Source organism: Pontibacter sp. GD7 (assembly GCF_058216375.1).
Map to the genome: position 1 here is coordinate 19,123 of NZ_JBYZMP010000018.1, position 17,713 is coordinate 36,835.

A 17,713-nucleotide genomic window follows, 5' to 3' on the forward strand; every position below is an offset into this window, starting at 1 on the left:
AAGAAAGAGATTCCTATGGAAGACAAATATAATCAATTACGCCTAGAGCAGTACAGTAAACAACTGGCAAATCTGCTATGCGACAGACATTTTGCCACCCACGACTCCCTGAACGGCCCTCAGCTTATTGGATTTACGCCAATTAAGCAGGTAAACCTTTTCGTGATCAAAGAGCTTTTACTGAAATGGCATCAGGAAATGGCAAACCTGCGCAGCCCATACTTTGACTATGAGCATGAGGAGGTAAAGGAAGCGCTGCTGAATTTCATGAATGTGCTTTCGCGCAAAATACTCATGAAGCGCGATGCCTTTGAGCCACTGCTGCAGAAAGCCATACTTGACACGTTTAAGGTTATACTGGCCCCTGTTGCCACCTTTGAGGAGAAGTTCTTACGCATACAGGAAGAGATCACGCTGCCAAAGCTGCAGGAGAACCTGAAGTATATCGACATTGACAAGCAGCTGTTTGCCGGATTCATAGAAACGCTGTCGCCGGGCAACCGCGACAGGGAGTATATCCTGAGCCGCTTCAGGCTGTATGTGAATGCGCACCAGAGCAGCCTTACGCCTCTTTCAGATTTACTAGGCCAGTTTAATTACTTGCTTGCCATTACCGAGGAAGAGATACTTGGCAAACCGACTCCGGTGGCTACCCCAACGCCTGTAGCGACACCGGCTGCACCTGTGGCCGAGAAGGAAGTGGTTGCCCCAATCCATACTACCCAGCGCGAAGCATCAGCGCCAGTGGCAAAACCTGTTTACCGGGAAGATGAGGAAGCGGAAGAAGAAATTGCAGCTGGCCATCGCCCTACACTCAACGATAACTTCCGGAAGGCAGCGCCAGCCTCACTTGCCGATGTACACAGCAACCGTAAAATTGACTCGCTGAAGAACTCCATTTCCATAAACCAGCGTTTCAGCTTTATTAACGAGCTTTTTGATGGTGATAACATGACATACTATAACACCATAAAACAACTCGACGAGTATAACGACCCTGAAGCTGCCAAACAGTACTTTATGAAGGAAGTAGCCCCAAAGTATGACTGGCAGAAAAAGCAGGAGCACGTAGGCAAGATGCTCCGCCTCATCGACAGAAAATTCGCTTAAACAACATTTTACAGCAAATTAAGCCCCGCTTGTTTTCCAAGCGGGGCTTTTTGTTTCAGGCTCATACTCAGGCCTAAACTACAGTTGTGTGTTTTCTTCTGTATTTAATTCAGAAAAACAGTTATTGCGGTGTGCACGTAACCTGTTGCAAATAATGGTGCGAAATGCTAATTATGCATTTATAAAGCGCAGAGGCACTTTACCCGGATAACACAGGGGCTTGTATTTTCAGAGGAAAAGCAAAAAGCACCGACACAAACCGGAACTTAACCCGTACTACCAAATAATAAATAATAGAAACTAACAGCCATGAGAGACGATTTTGACTACGACGACGATTATTCACACAATTTCGACGACGAAGAGGATGATGACGATTTCGGCATGACGTTCGAAGAGGACGTGTACCTGATGATACGCGAAAAGCTTCGCGACACCATTCAGGAATACAAGACAAAGTATCCTTCCCTTAAAAAACTGGAAAGTGCTGTTAGCTCGTTTAAAGTAAACGCTAAGAATACTGACGACTCTAAGTTTTACCCGCTTGCGGCCAAGCTTCTGAGTGAGCACATTAAGCCACTTACCGCCGACTCAGAGGAGATACAGGAAATATACGACAACATGCAGTCTGATATTGCACGTTTTAAAAACCAAAGGGCACATGGCCATGAGGGTGATTATTACCTGAACGACTAGCCCTTGAAAATTATATAAGAAAGGCCTTCCCTGAACAAGGGAGGGCCTTTTTTATTTGCAGGCAGAGAAGTATAAATTAACAAATCGTTATATTCAAGGATTTAGACATTTTTACATGCAACATAATATTAGAAAATCGCTAATAAAATTCTATCTTTGCGCCATATAGCATGCAACCATTTTGCTATAAATGTGATCTACCTATTTGAACATCTATCGAAAACACCGTGATATTAACATTACTTCGCTATCCGAAATTAAACAAACTTAATTCCCCTCTCTACCAGGCACAAACTAAACTGGCTACCGGTGAACAATACCTTGTGCAGACCGTTGACAAAAAACTGGCGCTTACAAACCAAAGGCTCATTTTCAGACGTTTGCCCTGGACAAACATTGGTTTATCTTCCATTCAGTTAGAGGATATTGTAAACTGGGAAGTAAAAAAGACAACAAACAGCCTTTACTTTGGCTTAAGCATAGGCATGGCTTTGTTGATCTACTTCAACGATTCTTTTGCTTTGCTCAGCGGTTTTTTCCTGATGTTGTATTTTATGACTAGGCAAAACCGCATCCACATTAATACACGCAACGGTGTAACGGTACTTCCCCTCGAGGTTGAGGAGTCACGTATCAGCAATCTGATAGAGATGGTTCGGAAAGCAAAACACAACAGAGTTGAGCAGTTAAAGCACCAGACTGCAGTGGCCTAAATCGGCTTATACAGAAGGTGCCTAAAGTTTGGGATAAAAGGTATAATCCCGCCATTGTTGGTGTTTTTCACCAACGATCAAAAGGCAGATTCAAGTATACTTGCCGGTGAAAAAACGCAGCAAGGGCAGGCAGTATGAATATTAGAGAAATCTGCACAGGCTTATATAGTATAGATTTTGAAAAGCACCTGACAAGGTGCTTTTTTTATTAATTGTACTTAGCGCACCCTACCTTACCCACCGATACACAATAATTGCTATATTTAAGGGTTTAAAGTTTCTGAAGCAGTATGGCAACAGACGATTTGATTTACGAAGACAAGGTGAAAGAGCACCAGCGAAAAATAAAACAGGTTTTTAACGAGGTGGGCAAAGCAGTGGTAGGCCAGCAGTATATGGTTAACCGCTTGCTGATAGGCCTTTTTACTGGCGGCCATATTTTGTTGGAAGGCGTGCCCGGCCTTGCCAAAACCTTAACTATTAACTCCCTGTCTAAAGCCCTGCGGCTCGACTTTCAGCGTATCCAGTTCACCCCGGACCTGCTACCCTCTGACCTGATCGGCACGATGATCTATAACCAGAATGCCTCTGCGTTTGAAGTGAAGAAGGGGCCAATCTTTGCCAACCTTATACTTGCCGACGAAGTTAACCGCTCTCCGGCCAAGGTGCAGTCAGCGTTGCTGGAGGCGATGCAGGAAAAGCAGGTAACCATTGGCGAAACGACCTACCAGCTTGATCTTCCGTTTCTGGTACTGGCCACGCAAAACCCTGTGGAGCACGAAGGTACTTACCCGCTGCCAGAGGCGCAGGTAGACCGCTTTATGATGAAAGTATATATCGACTACCCTAAAAAGGCGGACGAACTGGAGATCATGCGCCGCATGGCCAACATGTCTTTCCAGGACTCGGTGGCCAAGGTACTCTCCAAAGAAGACATTTTTGACATCCGAAACGACATTAACCAGGTGCAGATATCGGAAACGCTGGAGAAGTATATCATAGAACTGGTTTTTGCCACCCGCCGCCCTGCAGAGTACGACCTGAACGAGTTTGCGCCATACATTCAGTTTGGTGTGTCGCCGAGGGCAAGTATAGCTTTAAACCGTGCAGCCAAGGCCGTAGCATATTTCGACGAGCGTGACTATGTGTTGCCAGAGGATATTAAAGAAGTGGCCCACGATGTTATGAACCATCGTATTATACTCAACTATGAGGCAGAAGCCGATGGCATCACCTCCAAGGATTTTATCGAGGCCATACTTCGCAAGGTACCGATCAGTTAAGTTTCTTCTATACATTACCCCATACTAAAAGTGCCCATCTCTATGCAAGGTGGGCACTTTTTGCTTGCGACAGCTATACTTCTCGTCACTGAAAGTATACGTTATTACTTTGCCTGATAAAAAAGAAACCCGCCGGTAAGGCGGGTTCTGCGCAAAGCGGGAGACTAATCCGCTTTGCTAGTGATTGACACGATGTTTCTCACCCATACATGCGCAATCAGTGTTTTAAAGATTATTAGTAAGCTACGTTCTGCGGGTTAAAGTTAGCCCAGCCTGCAGTCCAGTCTGTGCTGCCAAACGCACCTACGTATGTAGTTGGCGTAAAGAAGCTATCTAACCCTGTGAAGTTGGCAGCCACTGAAGTGTTTGCCTGCGTAAAGCCAGGAGTAGCATTGTAAGCGTTTCCGATGTTCAGTGAGGCACCGTCGTTTACAACAGCGTTTCCTTTAGCCGTGGCATTGTACCAGGCTGCAATATCAAAAGTGCTGCCAGTAGCAAGTGTCAAAGCTTTGCCTGAAGGTACACCTGCAATAACCGTGTTCTGAATTCTGAATTCGTTTGCAGTTGCGTTTGCTTCCGTAGTGCCACCATCTAAAAGCAACCCAACAGGCCAGCCAAGTATAACGGAGTTATGTAGCTTTGTTTTATTGTTGCGGCGCAGGTGCAGGCCACGCTTAAAGTTTGCATTAACCTGTGCAGAAGGGTTTGTGCCAAGCGGACCGAAAAGCGTTACGTTTGAGTAAGTTGGGGATGTGATTGGCGTAGCAGTAGAACCCTGAGAGTCGTTGTCAGACTCAAATCCGTTAGAGCCGGAAGCGTCTGCTACGTTAGGGTCAGAGATACCTACCAGGAACTGAAGCTTTCCAGAGTAACCATTGTCTGTGTCAAACATATCATCCACAGTTTTGTAAGCGATAAGGTATTTTGCGTTTACTGTACCGCCAAACCACTCAAAAGAATCGTCGCCGCTGTAAGACACCTGCACATACTCAATGGTAGTACCGGAGCCTACACCACCCATTGTAAGGCCGTTTATCTCGTTGTCTGGCTGGAAAGCGATACCAGGATATTCGATACGAACATACTTTAGTACACCAGAGTTGTCAGCAACGTCAGTACCGCCGAACTCTCTGTCTACGCCGCCTTCAATTTTAGCGGAAGCACCTAAGTTTACTGGGGCCTTACCAAGTATAATGATGCCACCCCAGTCGCCGGCAGCACGCTGGCCAGCCGGCTGAGCAGATGTAAACACGATTGGCTTGGCAGCTGTACCGTTAGCCATGATCTTACCACCACGCTCAATAATAAGTGTTCCTTTTGTGGCTTTATCCCCTTTAATGATAGTGCCTGGCTCAATAGTAAGCATAGCACCGTCTTTCACATATACAAAGCCCTTTAGCAGGTATTTTGTGTCGGCTTTAAAAGTATAATTCTGCTCCGTTGATCCAGAAATTACAGTCATGCCGTTTTCCTGAGAAGTTGTAAAAGCAAGACCTGTAGGCGTTGGAGTAGTGCTCTCATCGTCGCAGGCAAAAAGCACTACAGAAAACAATGCCACCAACATCAGATTAAATAACTTTTTCATAATCGTTGTTAAAAGTGTTAAAAGGTTTAGGGTTTGGTTCTTAGTTAAAATTTGTATGTAATTCCCAGGGTTGAGTACTGGCCCTTGCGGAAAGCTCTGAATGATTCGTCTATATCCGTGATCTTCTGGTCGTCGTTGGAGTCCTGTATCAGGCGGGTTTTCTGGTTAAGCAGGTCCTGGATACCAGCTTTGATCTCAAAATGCTCGCCTATACCTTTTGTAAGCGACAGGTCTATCTGGTGGCGCGGCATCTCGTAAACTGCCTGGCGCTGGTTGCTTCCTGCTGCAAAAATTCTAGGACCGATTACGTTGTACAGCACGTTAAACTGTAACTGGCGGTCATCATCCTGGTAATACACTCCCGTGTTCAGCACGTATGGCGACTGGCCCACCATGGCGCGCTTGCCTGGCTGGTAAGCCGCTCTGTCATCAGTTAACTGCACCTCGCTTTTTACCAGGGCTGCATTCAGCACCAGGCTTAGGTTCTGTACAAATTTGTTCTCAGACAGGTCTAGTAATGACTTCCTTACCTCCGCCTCCAGGCCATAGCTGTAGGCATTCTTCGCATTCTCGAACGTTATGGTGTTGGCGCCACTGGTATTCTCAAAAACCGACTCGATTGGTTTATTAAAGTATTTGTAGAAACCGCCGATTGAGATGAGCTCCGTAGGGTTAGGGTAGAATTCGTAACGTACATCACCGTTGTAGATCGTGGCAATATCCAGGTCTGGATTACCAATCACTTCCAGCAGGTTCACGAAGTCAAAGTATGGTGCAGGGGCAATCTCACGGAACTCTGGTCTATTTACACTTATACTTGCACCGGCACGCAGCATAGCGCGCTGGTTAAAGGCATAAGTAAAGTTGGCTGATGGAAGTATGCTTAGCACCGGATTCTCTTTGTTGATCGGTCTGCCGTCGAAACCAAGCGATTGCATTTTCTGGTTGTTATGCTCTACACGCACACCGCCGGACACTGAAAGCTTTTCGTTAAGAGGTGTGGCACCACCAACAAAACCTGCCAGGTACATATTCTGTGCTTCGTAGTTGTTCTGCGGGTTAGAATCCTCCAGCAATTTCCATCCAATAGAGGTACCGATATTGCCTGGCTCAAAGATCTGGCTTATTGGCAGGTATGGAATATTCTCGTCGAAGGTGCTGGTGTTTAATGGGGCAAATGAGAAGAAGCGTGAAGTATAATCGCGGCTTTTGTGCTCTGCATAGAAACCAACTCTGATTTTAGGTGCATTCTCTGCTGTAGAGTCTGCTGTTGCGAATCTGTGCTCAAACTGCCCGTTGGCCATAACACCCTGCTCATTCAGATCTGAATAGAAGCGGCCAGCGTCTCTCAGTGTTGGGATAGGCTGATAAAGCAGGCGGTAAACTCCGTCATTATCGTCATCGGCTGTGCGCAGGCGGCGGTAATCCGGCTCATTACGGTTTGTGTAGTTATATCCGCCCGTCCAGGTTACTGAGCTTCTGTTATCGTTGAAGTCGTGGGTTCCCTGTAACTGGCCAGTGTAGATCGTGCGGCTTTCGTAACGAAGCGAGTAATTGCGTTGGCGCTGGTCATCGTTTGTAAAGTCTATACCTTCACGCTCCAGCACCTCATTGCTTCCCAGTTGGTTAAATAAGTTTCTGAACTCTATCTTATTATTGTTGTTCAGGCGGGCCATCCAGTTGCTGATAATACCAACACGTGCATTGCTAGTATATACTTTATCATTATAGCTCATCTGACGCTGACTTCTGCCTTCTGTTTCGCTAAATGCGCCGTAGGTATCGCGTGTTCCTTCGGTAAGCGAGTTCGTGTTGCTATAAGATGCCGCAGACACTGTGCTTACCCTGATGTTACCAAGATCAAACCGACGGTTAAGGCCTAATGAAAAGCGCAGATCGGGCATAGCCGTTGAAGATTGAGCCGCCCAGTTATTCGGAAAAAGTCTTCCGACTTTCGCCAGTTCATCCTGGTTGCCCACCGTGTTTATGTTTGCCGGCACACCTGCAGGTATAGCACGTTTGCCATTATCAAATCCAAAGATGTCCGTGCTGCTTTTGCTGTCCGTCAGGAAGTTGTTAAAGGTAGTACCTACACGGTAAGAACCTGAAACGCCTATACTTGTCTTATTCTCATCAACCACATTCTTAGTATAGATCTTAATAACACCGCCGGCAAACTCACCTGGCAACTCCGGAGAGCCGTTCTTGTAGATCATGATCCTGTCGATAACGCTTGTAGGAAGCACATCGAAAGAAAAGGCTTTTTGGTCGGGTTCTGTACTTGGGGTAAGGGCATCGTTCAGCATTACTGTGTTGTAGCGCTGGTTCATACCTCTTATCACCACATAGCGGTCGTTAAGTATGGTTACACCAGGTATACGCTTAACTGTCTCAGCCGCGTCGCGGTCCATTGACTTGGCAATTTGCTCACCAGCCACACCGCTTACCACCACCTCACTCTGGCGAATCGATTCCAGAACGGCCATTTCTGTGTTCGTCTGGCGCGTTCCCACAATTTCAACTGCCTGTAGCTGTGTGGCATTTTCCTCCAGTTGTATATTAAGTGTAGTTGGCTGCCCGGACTTTATACTTACACCAGCACTTTCGAAGGGCTTATAAGCCAAAAAGGTAACCGACACATTATAAGTACCCGGCTCAAGGGGCAGTGTGTAGTTACCTTCGTAGTCAGTTGTGGTTCCTTTGGAGGTACCTTTTATAAATACAACAGCTCCTATTACTTCTTCGCCGGTTGTTTTATCGGTTACCTTTCCTTTTAAAGTGCCTTGTTGTGCAAAGCCACTGATGGTGGCAGCTAAAATGGTGAGAATTGTAAGCAATGATTTCATGGGATCTACTCTTGTTTAGTCTCGCTGCAAAAGTAGAATGCCTACATTACCCCATTTTTACATAGAAATTACCCTTCTGTTAAGAATAAGGCACTTGTTTTAACATAGCGTTACCCGAAAATTATGCGAATGTTAACTACACACCGCATCTGTTATGTTATACTTCAATTTGCAACGGAGCCCATTTATATAAATTCGCTGATTACAATATATTAAGGCTATTTGCTATTATTTTTGCCCTTAACATTATAATAACATTGGCATAATATCTTAATAATATTAGCGAGCGTTCTTTGCGCATCGAATTGAAAGAGCCTGACTAACTCTCTCATACGCAGACAGTTTTAAACGTTATTTTATTCTCACCAAAATGACATTCAAAAAATCACGCGGCTGTGCACTGGCATTTGCCCTGGCTTTAGGTATCGCTGCGGCACCAGTTGCCAAAGCACAAACCGATACAACAAAAGCCATTATTGTTGCCCCGGTTGTAACCGAGCCTGAGGTAAAGGCCCAGGCACCTGCTGTGGCAACAGAAACGGCTAAGAAAAAGGCCTGGTACGAGATCATTTCTATCAGAGGCTATGCACAGATAAGGTATAACCGCCTGCTGGAAACAAATCCCGAACTTAAGTGCGACCAGTGCGACAGATCGTTAGGCGACAACGGTGGCTTTTTTATCAGGCGCGCACGTTTGATCTTCAGCGGAAACGTACATGACCGTGTATTTATATACATACAGCCAGACATTGCCTCCTCTTCCAGCTCTACCTCTCTTAACTTTTTCCAGATTCGGGATGCATACTTTGATGTGGCCCTGGATAAGGCAAAGGAATACAGAGTGCGTATCGGCCAAAGCAAAATACCATATGGTTTCGAGAACCTGCAGTCGAGCAGCAATCGCTTAACCCTTGACCGTAACGATGCCCTTAACAGCGCCATTGCCAACGAGCGTGACCTGGGAGTGTTTTTCTACTTTGCCCCTGCTGAAATCCGCAAGCGTTTTGAGGAATTAACGAGCCTCGGCTTAAAGGGAAGCGGTGACTATGGCGTTTTTGGCATAGGCTTGTACAATGGCCAAACAGCCAACCGCCCCGAAGCCAACGACGACCTGCATGCCGTGGCCAGAGTCTCTTATCCGTTTAAATTAAAGAACGGCCAGTTTATCGAACCTGGCCTGCAGGCATACACCGGTAAGTATGTGGTAACCCCGGACCAGCTTTCCTCAGGGGTGAAAATACCGACAGAAGGGCAGCAGCAAGACGGCTTTGACGACCGACGCATTGCTGCCACGCTTATGATTTACCCGCAGCCTCTGGGTTTACAGGCTGAGTATAACATTGGCGAAGGGCCAGAGTATGATCCAGCTACGAACTCGATACAGGTAAAAGACCTGCAGGGCGGCTACGCACAGGTAATGTATATGAAAAAGATAGGTAACCAGACACTTATACCTTTTGTGAAGTTGCAGTATTATGATGGCGGTAAAAAGCATGAACGTGATGCGCCAAGCCATCTGGTATACCAAACAGAGATAGGCGCCGAGTGGCAGATTATCCGCAACCTGGAGCTGACAGCCCTTTACTCCATAGAAGACCGAACTGTACGAAACGCACAGAACCCTTTTAACAGGCAACATGGGAACAGACTTCGCTTGCAGGCGCAGTTCAACTTCTAAACCCTACAACTTGTAATAATAATCCCCTGCGTAACGCTTGATTACGCAGGGGATTATTATTCATACCTGTCCTATCCCTGCCCGAGATTGGCCTTTAGCTTCACTGCTTCATGTTAATTTAATGTTAACAAAATAATGCATTTTCTCCGGAAACAATAATAACAACAGCAGACAACGCCCCCAAAATGGCGAATTTTAGTATTTCTGGCTGTTTTTATGTTAAGCATGTGGCCCCATTTTTAACAATTTGATAACACATTATACTTAACACTTTCCTGCTAAAAGCCAGAACTTTGCACCGCAAAACAGGAACAGTTCGGGAAAGCCTGACTAACTTTTTTGAATGCAGGATGCTTGTTTTGTGCACATTAAGGGCTAACGCAGAAGGCGTAAAACCTGGGGTGCAACTTTATTTAGCTAGTCACGACTTAAGTATTTTATTCTCACTAAAACCATTAAGAATCGTGAATATCAAATTGAAAGGTGCTTTCGTAGCACTCTTCTCACTTTTCGTTATCAGCGCCGCACAGGCGCAAAGTGTCAATCAATCAAAGTTTGGCAAAGGCCTGCAGTTCATTGCAGCCGACTCCTCCTTCAGCCTCAGGTTCAGCACGCGTTTCCAGATGCTGTACCAGGGTGCTATCAATAACTCTACTAACCAGCTGGATGACCGCTTCCTTATCCGCAGAGCACGCTTAAAGTTTGATGGCTTTGTGTTCTCGCCCAAGCTGGAGTATAAAATTGAGCTGGGCCTTAGCAACAGCGACATCGGCAACGACATACCCAACCAGACCAACAACGCCGACAACATTATACTTGACGCCGTTGCCAAATGGAATTTTGCCCCGCACTGGGAACTATGGGTAGGCCAGACAAAACTACCGGGCAACCGAGAGCGAATCGTTTCATCACAGAAGATGCAATTCGTAGACCGAAGCCTGCTAAACTCCCGCTTCAACATTGACAGGGATGCAGGTGTACAGCTACACCACACGCACATGGTAGGTAATGCACTGGTACGTGAGTCTGGTTCGATCTCTATGGGTGAAGGCCGCGACATTACAGTAAACAACGCCGGAGGCTACGATTACACAGCTAAAATAGAAGTAATGCCTTTCGGCGCGTTTAAGAGTGATGGTGCCTATGTGGGCAGCGACATCTACCGCGAGGAAACTCCCAAACTGGCCATTGCCGCCGCATACAACTTTAACGACAACGCTTCCCGCGCCAGAGGTCAGCTAGGCGATTTCCTGAGCGATGAGCGTGACCTGAAGACCTGGTTCCTGGATTACATGTTCAAGTATAAAGGTTTCTCTTCAATGGCAGAGTATGCCAACAAAACTGCACCGGCAGGCCCTGTTGTGCTCAGAACCGATGAAGGTGCCGTTAAAGAAACATTTGTAACCGGCAACGCTTTCAATATTCAGGCAGGCTACCTTTTCCCGAGCAACTGGGAGCTGGCAGGCCGTTATACTACCTACAATCCTGATGCAGCTACTAACATCCGTGCACAGGAACAGTATACACTGGGCGTATCAAAATACATTGTGGGACACAGCCTGAAAGTACAGGGCGATGCTACGCTACAAGACACACCAGGCAGGGAAAACACTTATCTGTTCAGGCTGCAAATGGAAGTGGCGCTGTAACCCTAAAACTTAACAATAAGTTAATATTGCACTGTTTCTAATGTGCTTGGTTCTGCCTCTCTTTGCACTCGCAAAACGGTGCCAGGGCCTAAGAAACAACCCAAACACAACTACTTGATACACATTAGAGTATATCAACAGAAGCATTTTACCAGAAGTATAAACTTTATAAAACAACATTCAAATTAACTCAAAAGAGCTCATGTTAAAGTTTAAGCTAACAAGTGCGAAACTAAACGCAGCCATGCTGCTAGGCGCTACACTAATGTTCAGTGCCTGTGGTGGCGATAAAAGTGCAACCGAGGCCAACGGCGACCTGACCGGAAGCATCCAGATCGACGGTTCTTCAACTGTCTATCCGATCACCGAGGCTGTGGCCGAGGAGTACAGAGCCGAAGCTCCTGATGTGAAAGTAACAGTAGGGGTATCCGGCACAGGCGGTGGCTTCAAAAAGTTTACCCGTGGCGAAATTGATATTGTAGACGCTTCGCGCCAGATAAAAGAGGCAGAAGCAAATCAGGCTAAGGAAAACGGTATATCTTATGTTGAGTTACCAGTAGCTTACGACGGCCTTACAGTAGTAGTGCACCCTGAGAACACTTGGGTAAAAGACATCACCATCGATGAGCTGAAGAAAATCTGGGAGCCCGCTGCACAAGGCAAGATAACACGCTGGAACCAAATCCGTCCGGAATGGCCAAACCAGGAAATCCATCTTTATGGCCCTGGTGTTGAGTCTGGCACGTATGATTATTTTACAGAGGCTGTTGTAGGCGAGAGCGGCGCCAGCCGTGGCGACTATACTGCCAGTGAAGATGACAACGTACTGGTACAAGGTGTATCAACTGATGTGAATGCGCTTGGATTCTTTGGATATGCATATTACGAAGAAAACCAGGGTAAGCTAAGAGTAGTGCCTGTAGATGACCTGAATGATGCCAATGGCAAAGGTGCTATCACCCCTAGCCTGGAAACAGTAAAAGACGGATCATATGCCCCACTTTCTCGTCCGTTGTTTATCTATGTAAGCTCTAAAGGCGTAAACAGCCCTGCTGTAATTGACTTTGTAAATTTCTACCTGGACAACGCCGCTGATCTTAGCCAGGAGGTTGGTTACATCCCGATGCCTGCAGAAATGTACAAAGAGCAGAAAGAGAAGTTTAAGCAGTTTGCTCAGACTGCTGCTAAAAAATAACACAAACAAATCAATGCTGCTGTCCTGGCTTTTTTAGGCCAAGGCAGCAGCATTTAAACTATACAGCACCTTGAGAGTATCAGAAAAAATAATCGAGGGCTTGTTGTGGTTGTCTGCGGCAATCACAATACTCATCACCATAGGCATTATCTGGGTATTACTTTCAGAGTCTATCAGCTTTTTCCAGGTTGTTTCTTTATCCGAGTTCTTAACCGAGAAAGAATGGACACCGCTTTTTGCCGATAAGAAATTTGGCATTATGCCCCTGGTGGCGGGCACTTTGTTAACAACAGCCGTAGCCATTGCCGTAGCACTCCCGATAGGTTTAACAATTGCCGTTTACCTGAATGAGTATGCACATGACCGTATGCGCCAGTTCGTTAAACCGCTACTGGAAATTCTGGCAACAATACCTACGGTAGTGTATGGCTTCTTTGCCCTGACAGTGGTAACGCCATTTTTACAGACCATCATACCATCACTGGCAGGATTCAACGCCTTGTCGGCAGGCATTGTAATGGGCATCATGATCATCCCGATGATATCCTCTCTCAGCGAGGACGCCATCAGCTCTGTGCCGCGTTCGTTGCGTGAGGCAGCTTATGGCATGGGCTCTACCCGTCTGCAAACGTCATTCGGGGTTATGGTGCCAGCAGCCTCATCGGGTATTGTGGTATCGGTTATACTTGCTATCTCAAGGGCTGTGGGCGAGACAATGATCGTGGCAATTGCTGCCGGCCAGCAGCCACGCCTGACTTTAAATCCGCTGGTGCCCATCGAGACCATTACCACTTACATTGTACAGGTAAGCTTAGGCGACGTGCCGCAGGGCTCTCTGGAGTATAAAACCATCTTCGCAGCCGGTATCACGCTGTTTATCTTCACGTTTGCCCTGAACAATTTAAGCTTCTGGATCAAAAAGAAATACCAGGAAAAGTATGACTAACTCAGATAAAAACAGGCTGAAGGACAAAGCCTTCCATTTCTTTGGCATCTTTTGTACTTTCATAGGACTGGTAGTACTAGCAATATTCCTGTTCGACATTATTGTTGAAGGTGTAGGTCGCATAGACTGGGACTTCCTGACTAGCCTGCCATCGCGCAGAGCAAGCCGCGCAGGTATACTTACGGCTTGGGTGGGTACGCTGTGGATATTGGTGCTTACTACCATTATAGCTTTTCCATTAGGTGTATCGGCTGGAGTTTACCTGGAAGAGTACGCACGTAAAAGCAGAATAAACAACTTCCTGGAGATCAACATTGCCAACCTGGCCGGTGTGCCCTCCATTATCTACGGTTTACTGGGCCTGGAGATATTCGTGCGCCAGATGCGATTGGGCGGCAGCTTGCTGGCAGGTGCTTTAACCTTGTCGCTGCTTATACTTCCGATCATCATCGTTACAACCCGTGAGGCTATAAAGGCAGTTCCACGCAGCATCCGCGATGGTGCGTATGCATTAGGAGCCTCTAAGTGGCAAACCGTTTGGACCCAAGTATTGCCTGCCTCTTTTGGCGGTATACTTACAGGTATTATCTTAGCTCTTTCGAGAGCAGTTGGCGAGGCTGCCCCGCTTATCGTGATCGGTGCTTTGGCTTATGTGCCTTTTACGCCATCTTCGCCGTTTGATGAGTTTACTGTATTACCTATCCAGATCTTTAACTGGACCTCAAGGCCGCAGGAGGAGTTCCTTACAAACGCTGCAGCCGCCATTATTATCCTATTGATCATCACCTTTATGCTGAACGGCATTGCCGTATACCTGCGCAACAGGCAGCAGAAAAAAGTTAAGTGGTAAACATACACCATGAGCAAAAGAACTAAATTGGAGGCGATTGACCTCGATGCATACTACGGCGATTTCCACGCTTTAAAAGGAATAAACATATCTATGGAAGAAAAGGCCGTTACGGCTTTTATCGGACCATCCGGCTGTGGCAAGTCTACGTTTCTGCGCACATTTAACCGCATGAACGACTACATCGAAGCCTTCCGGGTGGACGGACAGATCCTGATCGACGGCAAGGACATCTATAAAAAAGACGTTCGCGTGGATGAGTTGCGCAAAGAAGTAGGCATGGTGTTTCAGAAGCCAAACCCTTTTCCGAAGAGCATTTTCGAAAACGTGGTGTATGGACTGAAGATACAGGGTGTGAAAAAGAAGTCGGTACTGGAAGAGGCATGCGAGACTTCGTTGAAACGTGCCGCACTTTGGGAAGAGGTGAAGGACAAGCTACATAAATCGGCGCTGGCGCTTTCGGGTGGTCAGCAGCAGCGTTTGTGTATTGCACGCGCCCTAGCTATTTCGCCCTCAATATTGCTAATGGATGAGCCCGCCTCTGCCCTGGACCCGATCTCTACGGCAAAGGTGGAGGAGCTGATCTATGAGCTTAAAAACGACTATACAATTGTAATTGTAACCCACAACATGCAGCAGGCAGGCCGTGTAAGCGACCATACTGCATTCTTTTACATGGGTGAGCTGGTGGAGTTTAATAAAACCAAAACCATGTTTACGAGCCCTAAGGATGAACGCACCCAAAACTACATTACGGGGCGTTTCGGTTAATCCCGGGCCTTTCTCAGTTATTTATACTTGTTTGTTTGTGTAATCTCACCCAATAAATTAATAAGACATCATGCCGCATATAGACGTAGAGTTAGAGCGCCTGAAAACCAAACTCCTGGAGATGTGGGATTTGGTGGAATACCAATTGCAGAGTGGCCGCGAAGCCATGCTGAATGCAGACCAGGAACTGGCAAAGCTTATTGTAAAGCGCGATAAAAAAGTGAACCAGTTCGATGTGAAGATAGACCGCATGTGCGAGAACTTCTTCGCGTTGTTTACGCCAGTGGCCGTTGACCTGCGCATGGTACTGGCCGTGCTCAAAATAAACGCCAACCTGGAGCGCATCGGCGACACGGCAGAAGGTATTGCCCGCTTTGTGCAGAAACTGGAAGAACCTGCGCACCCGGATTTGCTGGAGGCAACACAGGTACTGCCTATGTATGAAGAAGCGCTTGCCATGTTCGCCGAGTGCCGCGTGGCTTTCATCTCCAACGACCCTAAGCTGGCTAAAACCCTGATCAAGCGCGATAAGGTACTGAACAAGATCTACCGTAAGTCTGATGCCGTGGCAACCAAGTTTATGCAGCAGAACCCAGACAGAATTTCTGAAGCACTGGCGTTACTCTCCATCATCAAAAAGCTGGAGCGTGTAGGCGACCAGGTAACCAACATTTCCGAGGAAGTTATCTTCTACCGTGAGGCCAAGGTGGTAAAGCACAAGCAGGACAAGAAAAAGAAGAAGTAATTGTTGATTGCTGGATTGCTGGATTGCTGATTGTCAATTCAGCAAGGTATAAAAAATGAAAGAGCATGGGCCAAAGCGGTCCATGCTCTTTTTGTTGTATGAAGTATAATGAATTTACAAGGCCATACAGCAATACAATTAATTTATGACGATGCTTGTTACTACATTGTTTGCATCATAGTCAAATACAAGGAAACTATCTGATACCTCGCCGGAAGGCGTTAGTATAGAAACAAAAATTTGACCATCCTTCTTTAGCGCAAGCGAGTTTGGAAATATTGCTTCTAATTTATTTATACTATCTCCTGTTTTGATACTGCCAGCACCAACAATGCCTAGTGAAACCGTTGCCTTTTTAATTTGATTAGAAATTGCATGTCCCTCAAAATAGGAAGCATTAACTCCCTCGAACTCATATTGTGTAACATTACCACCATACATTTCGGAAAACTCTGTTTTTACATTCAGCGGCGACCCAAATACGGTACTAAGCTTAGAAGAAGGATCTAGTAAGTTGAAAGTGGAGCTAGGGTTTGCTGTGGGATGCAAATAGAGTGAAGAAATCTTAACGCTATCTCCGTCAACTAGTCTTATACCTTTTCCCTTTAGCAGCATAAAAGTTGCTGAAACTACAACCATTATGATAATTATAGAGATTTTTCTCATCTCACGCTGTCTTTTAGTATGAATTGATTCTGATTGTCTTAACCTTACTATTAGATGGCTCAACTTCTATTGAGATGAAGTAATCGGTTATAATACCACTCTCTGTGCTGATGTCAGCAGTTAGCCAATTATTTTTTATTGCAGCAGTCGATATTAAGGGATTAACAGCATTAAGATTGTCTCCAACTTTAAAAAAAGTACCTCCTTGTTGACCTACTGCAATAGTTGACTCAATTAACTCGTAAGAATCTAAAACATCATCAACAAAATAAAGCTTGTTACTACCATAACTCAGCACAGTCGCATCCTTTTCCATCATCTCAAAATACTCAGTTGAAACCGAACTTGGCTTACCCAGGATAGCTTTTACAGAAGTAAGTTTATCATTTAAATAAACTGTCTTGCCTTTTCCTTTCTTAATACCAATCTGGCTGACCTTGACAGTGGGTTTGGCTTGATCGGACCTGGAAATTATACTTTCTGACCCGGCATAGAGTAATACCGCCACTAGCAGTAACGTGATGGTTAATATGTGATTTGTTTTCATATAGTATGTGTTATCCGGCCCGAAAATAAAAAAAAACAGAATTAACAAAATATCCAGAAGAAAGTATTTAGATACCTTGATTAATAATGCCTTGTATAGCGTTAATTGAAACTTGCCCTGCTGCGTATTAAATTCCTTAAGTAATAAGCTAACCACCCTCTTAAACAACTCAGTGTGTCCATTTTACTTAAACCCAAATCCAACAACTGATAACCAATAACAAAATTAAGGTCCGTGCTATTTCATATTCGTATGGACAGGCAGCGATTCAATGCTGTCAATTTATAAAAAATGTCATTTCGAACATGCCTGAGACGAGAGTCGAAAGGGATCAGCTTAGCTGTGAGAAATCTGAAACGCCGCTTTACATAAAATATTCCAGATCTCTCCTGTCGTCGAGATGACAGTTTGGATGCGTTTATTAATTAAATTA

The 17,713-nt window shown here is 45.7% G+C and carries 15 protein-coding genes; 11 read left to right on the top strand and 4 right to left on the bottom strand.

Features of this window, described 5'->3' with window-relative positions; genetic code table 11:
* Positions 1-15 precede the first annotated feature (15 nt).
* The 4 genes from AC4BAP_RS18720 (at position 16) to AC4BAP_RS18735 (ending at position 3,802) form a co-directional block, all read left to right on the top strand.
* Positions 16-1,110, top strand: a complete 1,095-nt coding sequence (locus AC4BAP_RS18720; protein WP_490584212.1) for a DUF8457 domain-containing protein — start codon at positions 16-18, stop codon at positions 1,108-1,110.
* Between the two features lie 309 nt (positions 1,111-1,419).
* The gene (locus AC4BAP_RS18725) at positions 1,420-1,806 is read left to right on the top strand and encodes a hypothetical protein (protein WP_490584213.1); all 387 of its coding nucleotides are present in this window, start codon (positions 1,420-1,422) and stop codon (positions 1,804-1,806) included.
* Positions 1,807-2,033: 227 nt separating this feature from the next.
* Positions 2,034-2,519, top strand: a complete 486-nt coding sequence (locus tag AC4BAP_RS18730; RefSeq protein ID WP_490584214.1) for a hypothetical protein — start codon at positions 2,034-2,036, stop codon at positions 2,517-2,519.
* Positions 2,520-2,809: 290 nt separating this feature from the next.
* The gene (locus AC4BAP_RS18735; protein ID WP_490584215.1) at positions 2,810-3,802 is read left to right on the top strand and encodes an AAA family ATPase; all 993 of its coding nucleotides are present in this window, start codon (positions 2,810-2,812) and stop codon (positions 3,800-3,802) included.
* Positions 3,803-4,037: 235 nt separating this feature from the next.
* Here the strand turns inward: AC4BAP_RS18735 and AC4BAP_RS18740 are convergent, their stop codons facing one another.
* Both AC4BAP_RS18740 and AC4BAP_RS18745 read right to left on the bottom strand, forming a co-directional pair.
* A complete protein-coding gene (locus tag AC4BAP_RS18740) occupies positions 4,038-5,387 on the bottom strand; it encodes a beta-helix domain-containing protein (protein WP_490584216.1) in 1,350 nt (449 codons plus the stop codon).
* A 44-nt stretch (positions 5,388-5,431) separates the two neighbouring features.
* On the bottom strand, positions 5,432-8,233 hold the full coding sequence (locus AC4BAP_RS18745) for a TonB-dependent receptor (protein ID WP_490584217.1): 2,802 nt from the start codon (positions 8,231-8,233) through the stop codon (positions 5,432-5,434).
* A gap of 370 nt (positions 8,234-8,603) precedes the next feature.
* On the opposite strand from AC4BAP_RS18745, the gene AC4BAP_RS18750 reads away from it, so the two are divergent.
* The 7 genes from AC4BAP_RS18750 (at position 8,604) to phoU (ending at position 16,067) form a co-directional block, all read left to right on the top strand.
* Positions 8,604-9,911, top strand: coding sequence for a porin (locus tag AC4BAP_RS18750; RefSeq protein ID WP_490584218.1), 1,308 nt, complete (start codon positions 8,604-8,606; stop codon positions 9,909-9,911).
* A 464-nt stretch (positions 9,912-10,375) separates the two neighbouring features.
* A complete protein-coding gene (locus AC4BAP_RS18755) occupies positions 10,376-11,560 on the top strand; it encodes a porin (protein ID WP_490584219.1) in 1,185 nt (394 codons plus the stop codon).
* Between the two features lie 202 nt (positions 11,561-11,762).
* Positions 11,763-12,755, top strand: a complete 993-nt coding sequence (locus AC4BAP_RS18760) for a PstS family phosphate ABC transporter substrate-binding protein (protein WP_490584220.1) — start codon at positions 11,763-11,765, stop codon at positions 12,753-12,755.
* Between the two features lie 70 nt (positions 12,756-12,825).
* Entirely contained in the window at positions 12,826-13,701 is an 876-nt protein-coding gene (gene pstC, locus AC4BAP_RS18765; protein WP_490584221.1) for a phosphate ABC transporter permease subunit PstC, read from the top strand.
* Complete coding sequence (gene pstA / locus AC4BAP_RS18770) at positions 13,694-14,551, top strand: phosphate ABC transporter permease PstA (RefSeq protein WP_490584222.1); 858 nt, start codon at positions 13,694-13,696, stop codon at positions 14,549-14,551. The genes pstC and pstA overlap by 8 nt, the downstream gene beginning before the upstream one ends.
* A gap of 9 nt (positions 14,552-14,560) precedes the next feature.
* Complete coding sequence (gene pstB, locus AC4BAP_RS18775; protein ID WP_490584223.1) at positions 14,561-15,322, top strand: phosphate ABC transporter ATP-binding protein PstB; 762 nt, start codon at positions 14,561-14,563, stop codon at positions 15,320-15,322.
* A 70-nt stretch (positions 15,323-15,392) separates the two neighbouring features.
* Positions 15,393-16,067 carry a phosphate signaling complex protein PhoU gene (gene phoU, locus AC4BAP_RS18780; protein ID WP_490584224.1) on the top strand — a complete coding sequence of 225 codons (675 nt, stop codon included), beginning with the start codon at positions 15,393-15,395 and terminating at the stop codon, positions 16,065-16,067.
* Between the two features lie 138 nt (positions 16,068-16,205).
* Here the strand turns inward: phoU and AC4BAP_RS18785 are convergent, their stop codons facing one another.
* Complete coding sequence (locus AC4BAP_RS18785; RefSeq protein WP_490584225.1) at positions 16,206-16,733, bottom strand: hypothetical protein; 528 nt, start codon at positions 16,731-16,733, stop codon at positions 16,206-16,208.
* A gap of 13 nt (positions 16,734-16,746) precedes the next feature.
* Entirely contained in the window at positions 16,747-17,280 is a 534-nt protein-coding gene (locus tag AC4BAP_RS18790; RefSeq protein ID WP_490584226.1) for a hypothetical protein, read from the bottom strand.
* Between the last annotated feature and the right edge of the window lie 433 nt (positions 17,281-17,713).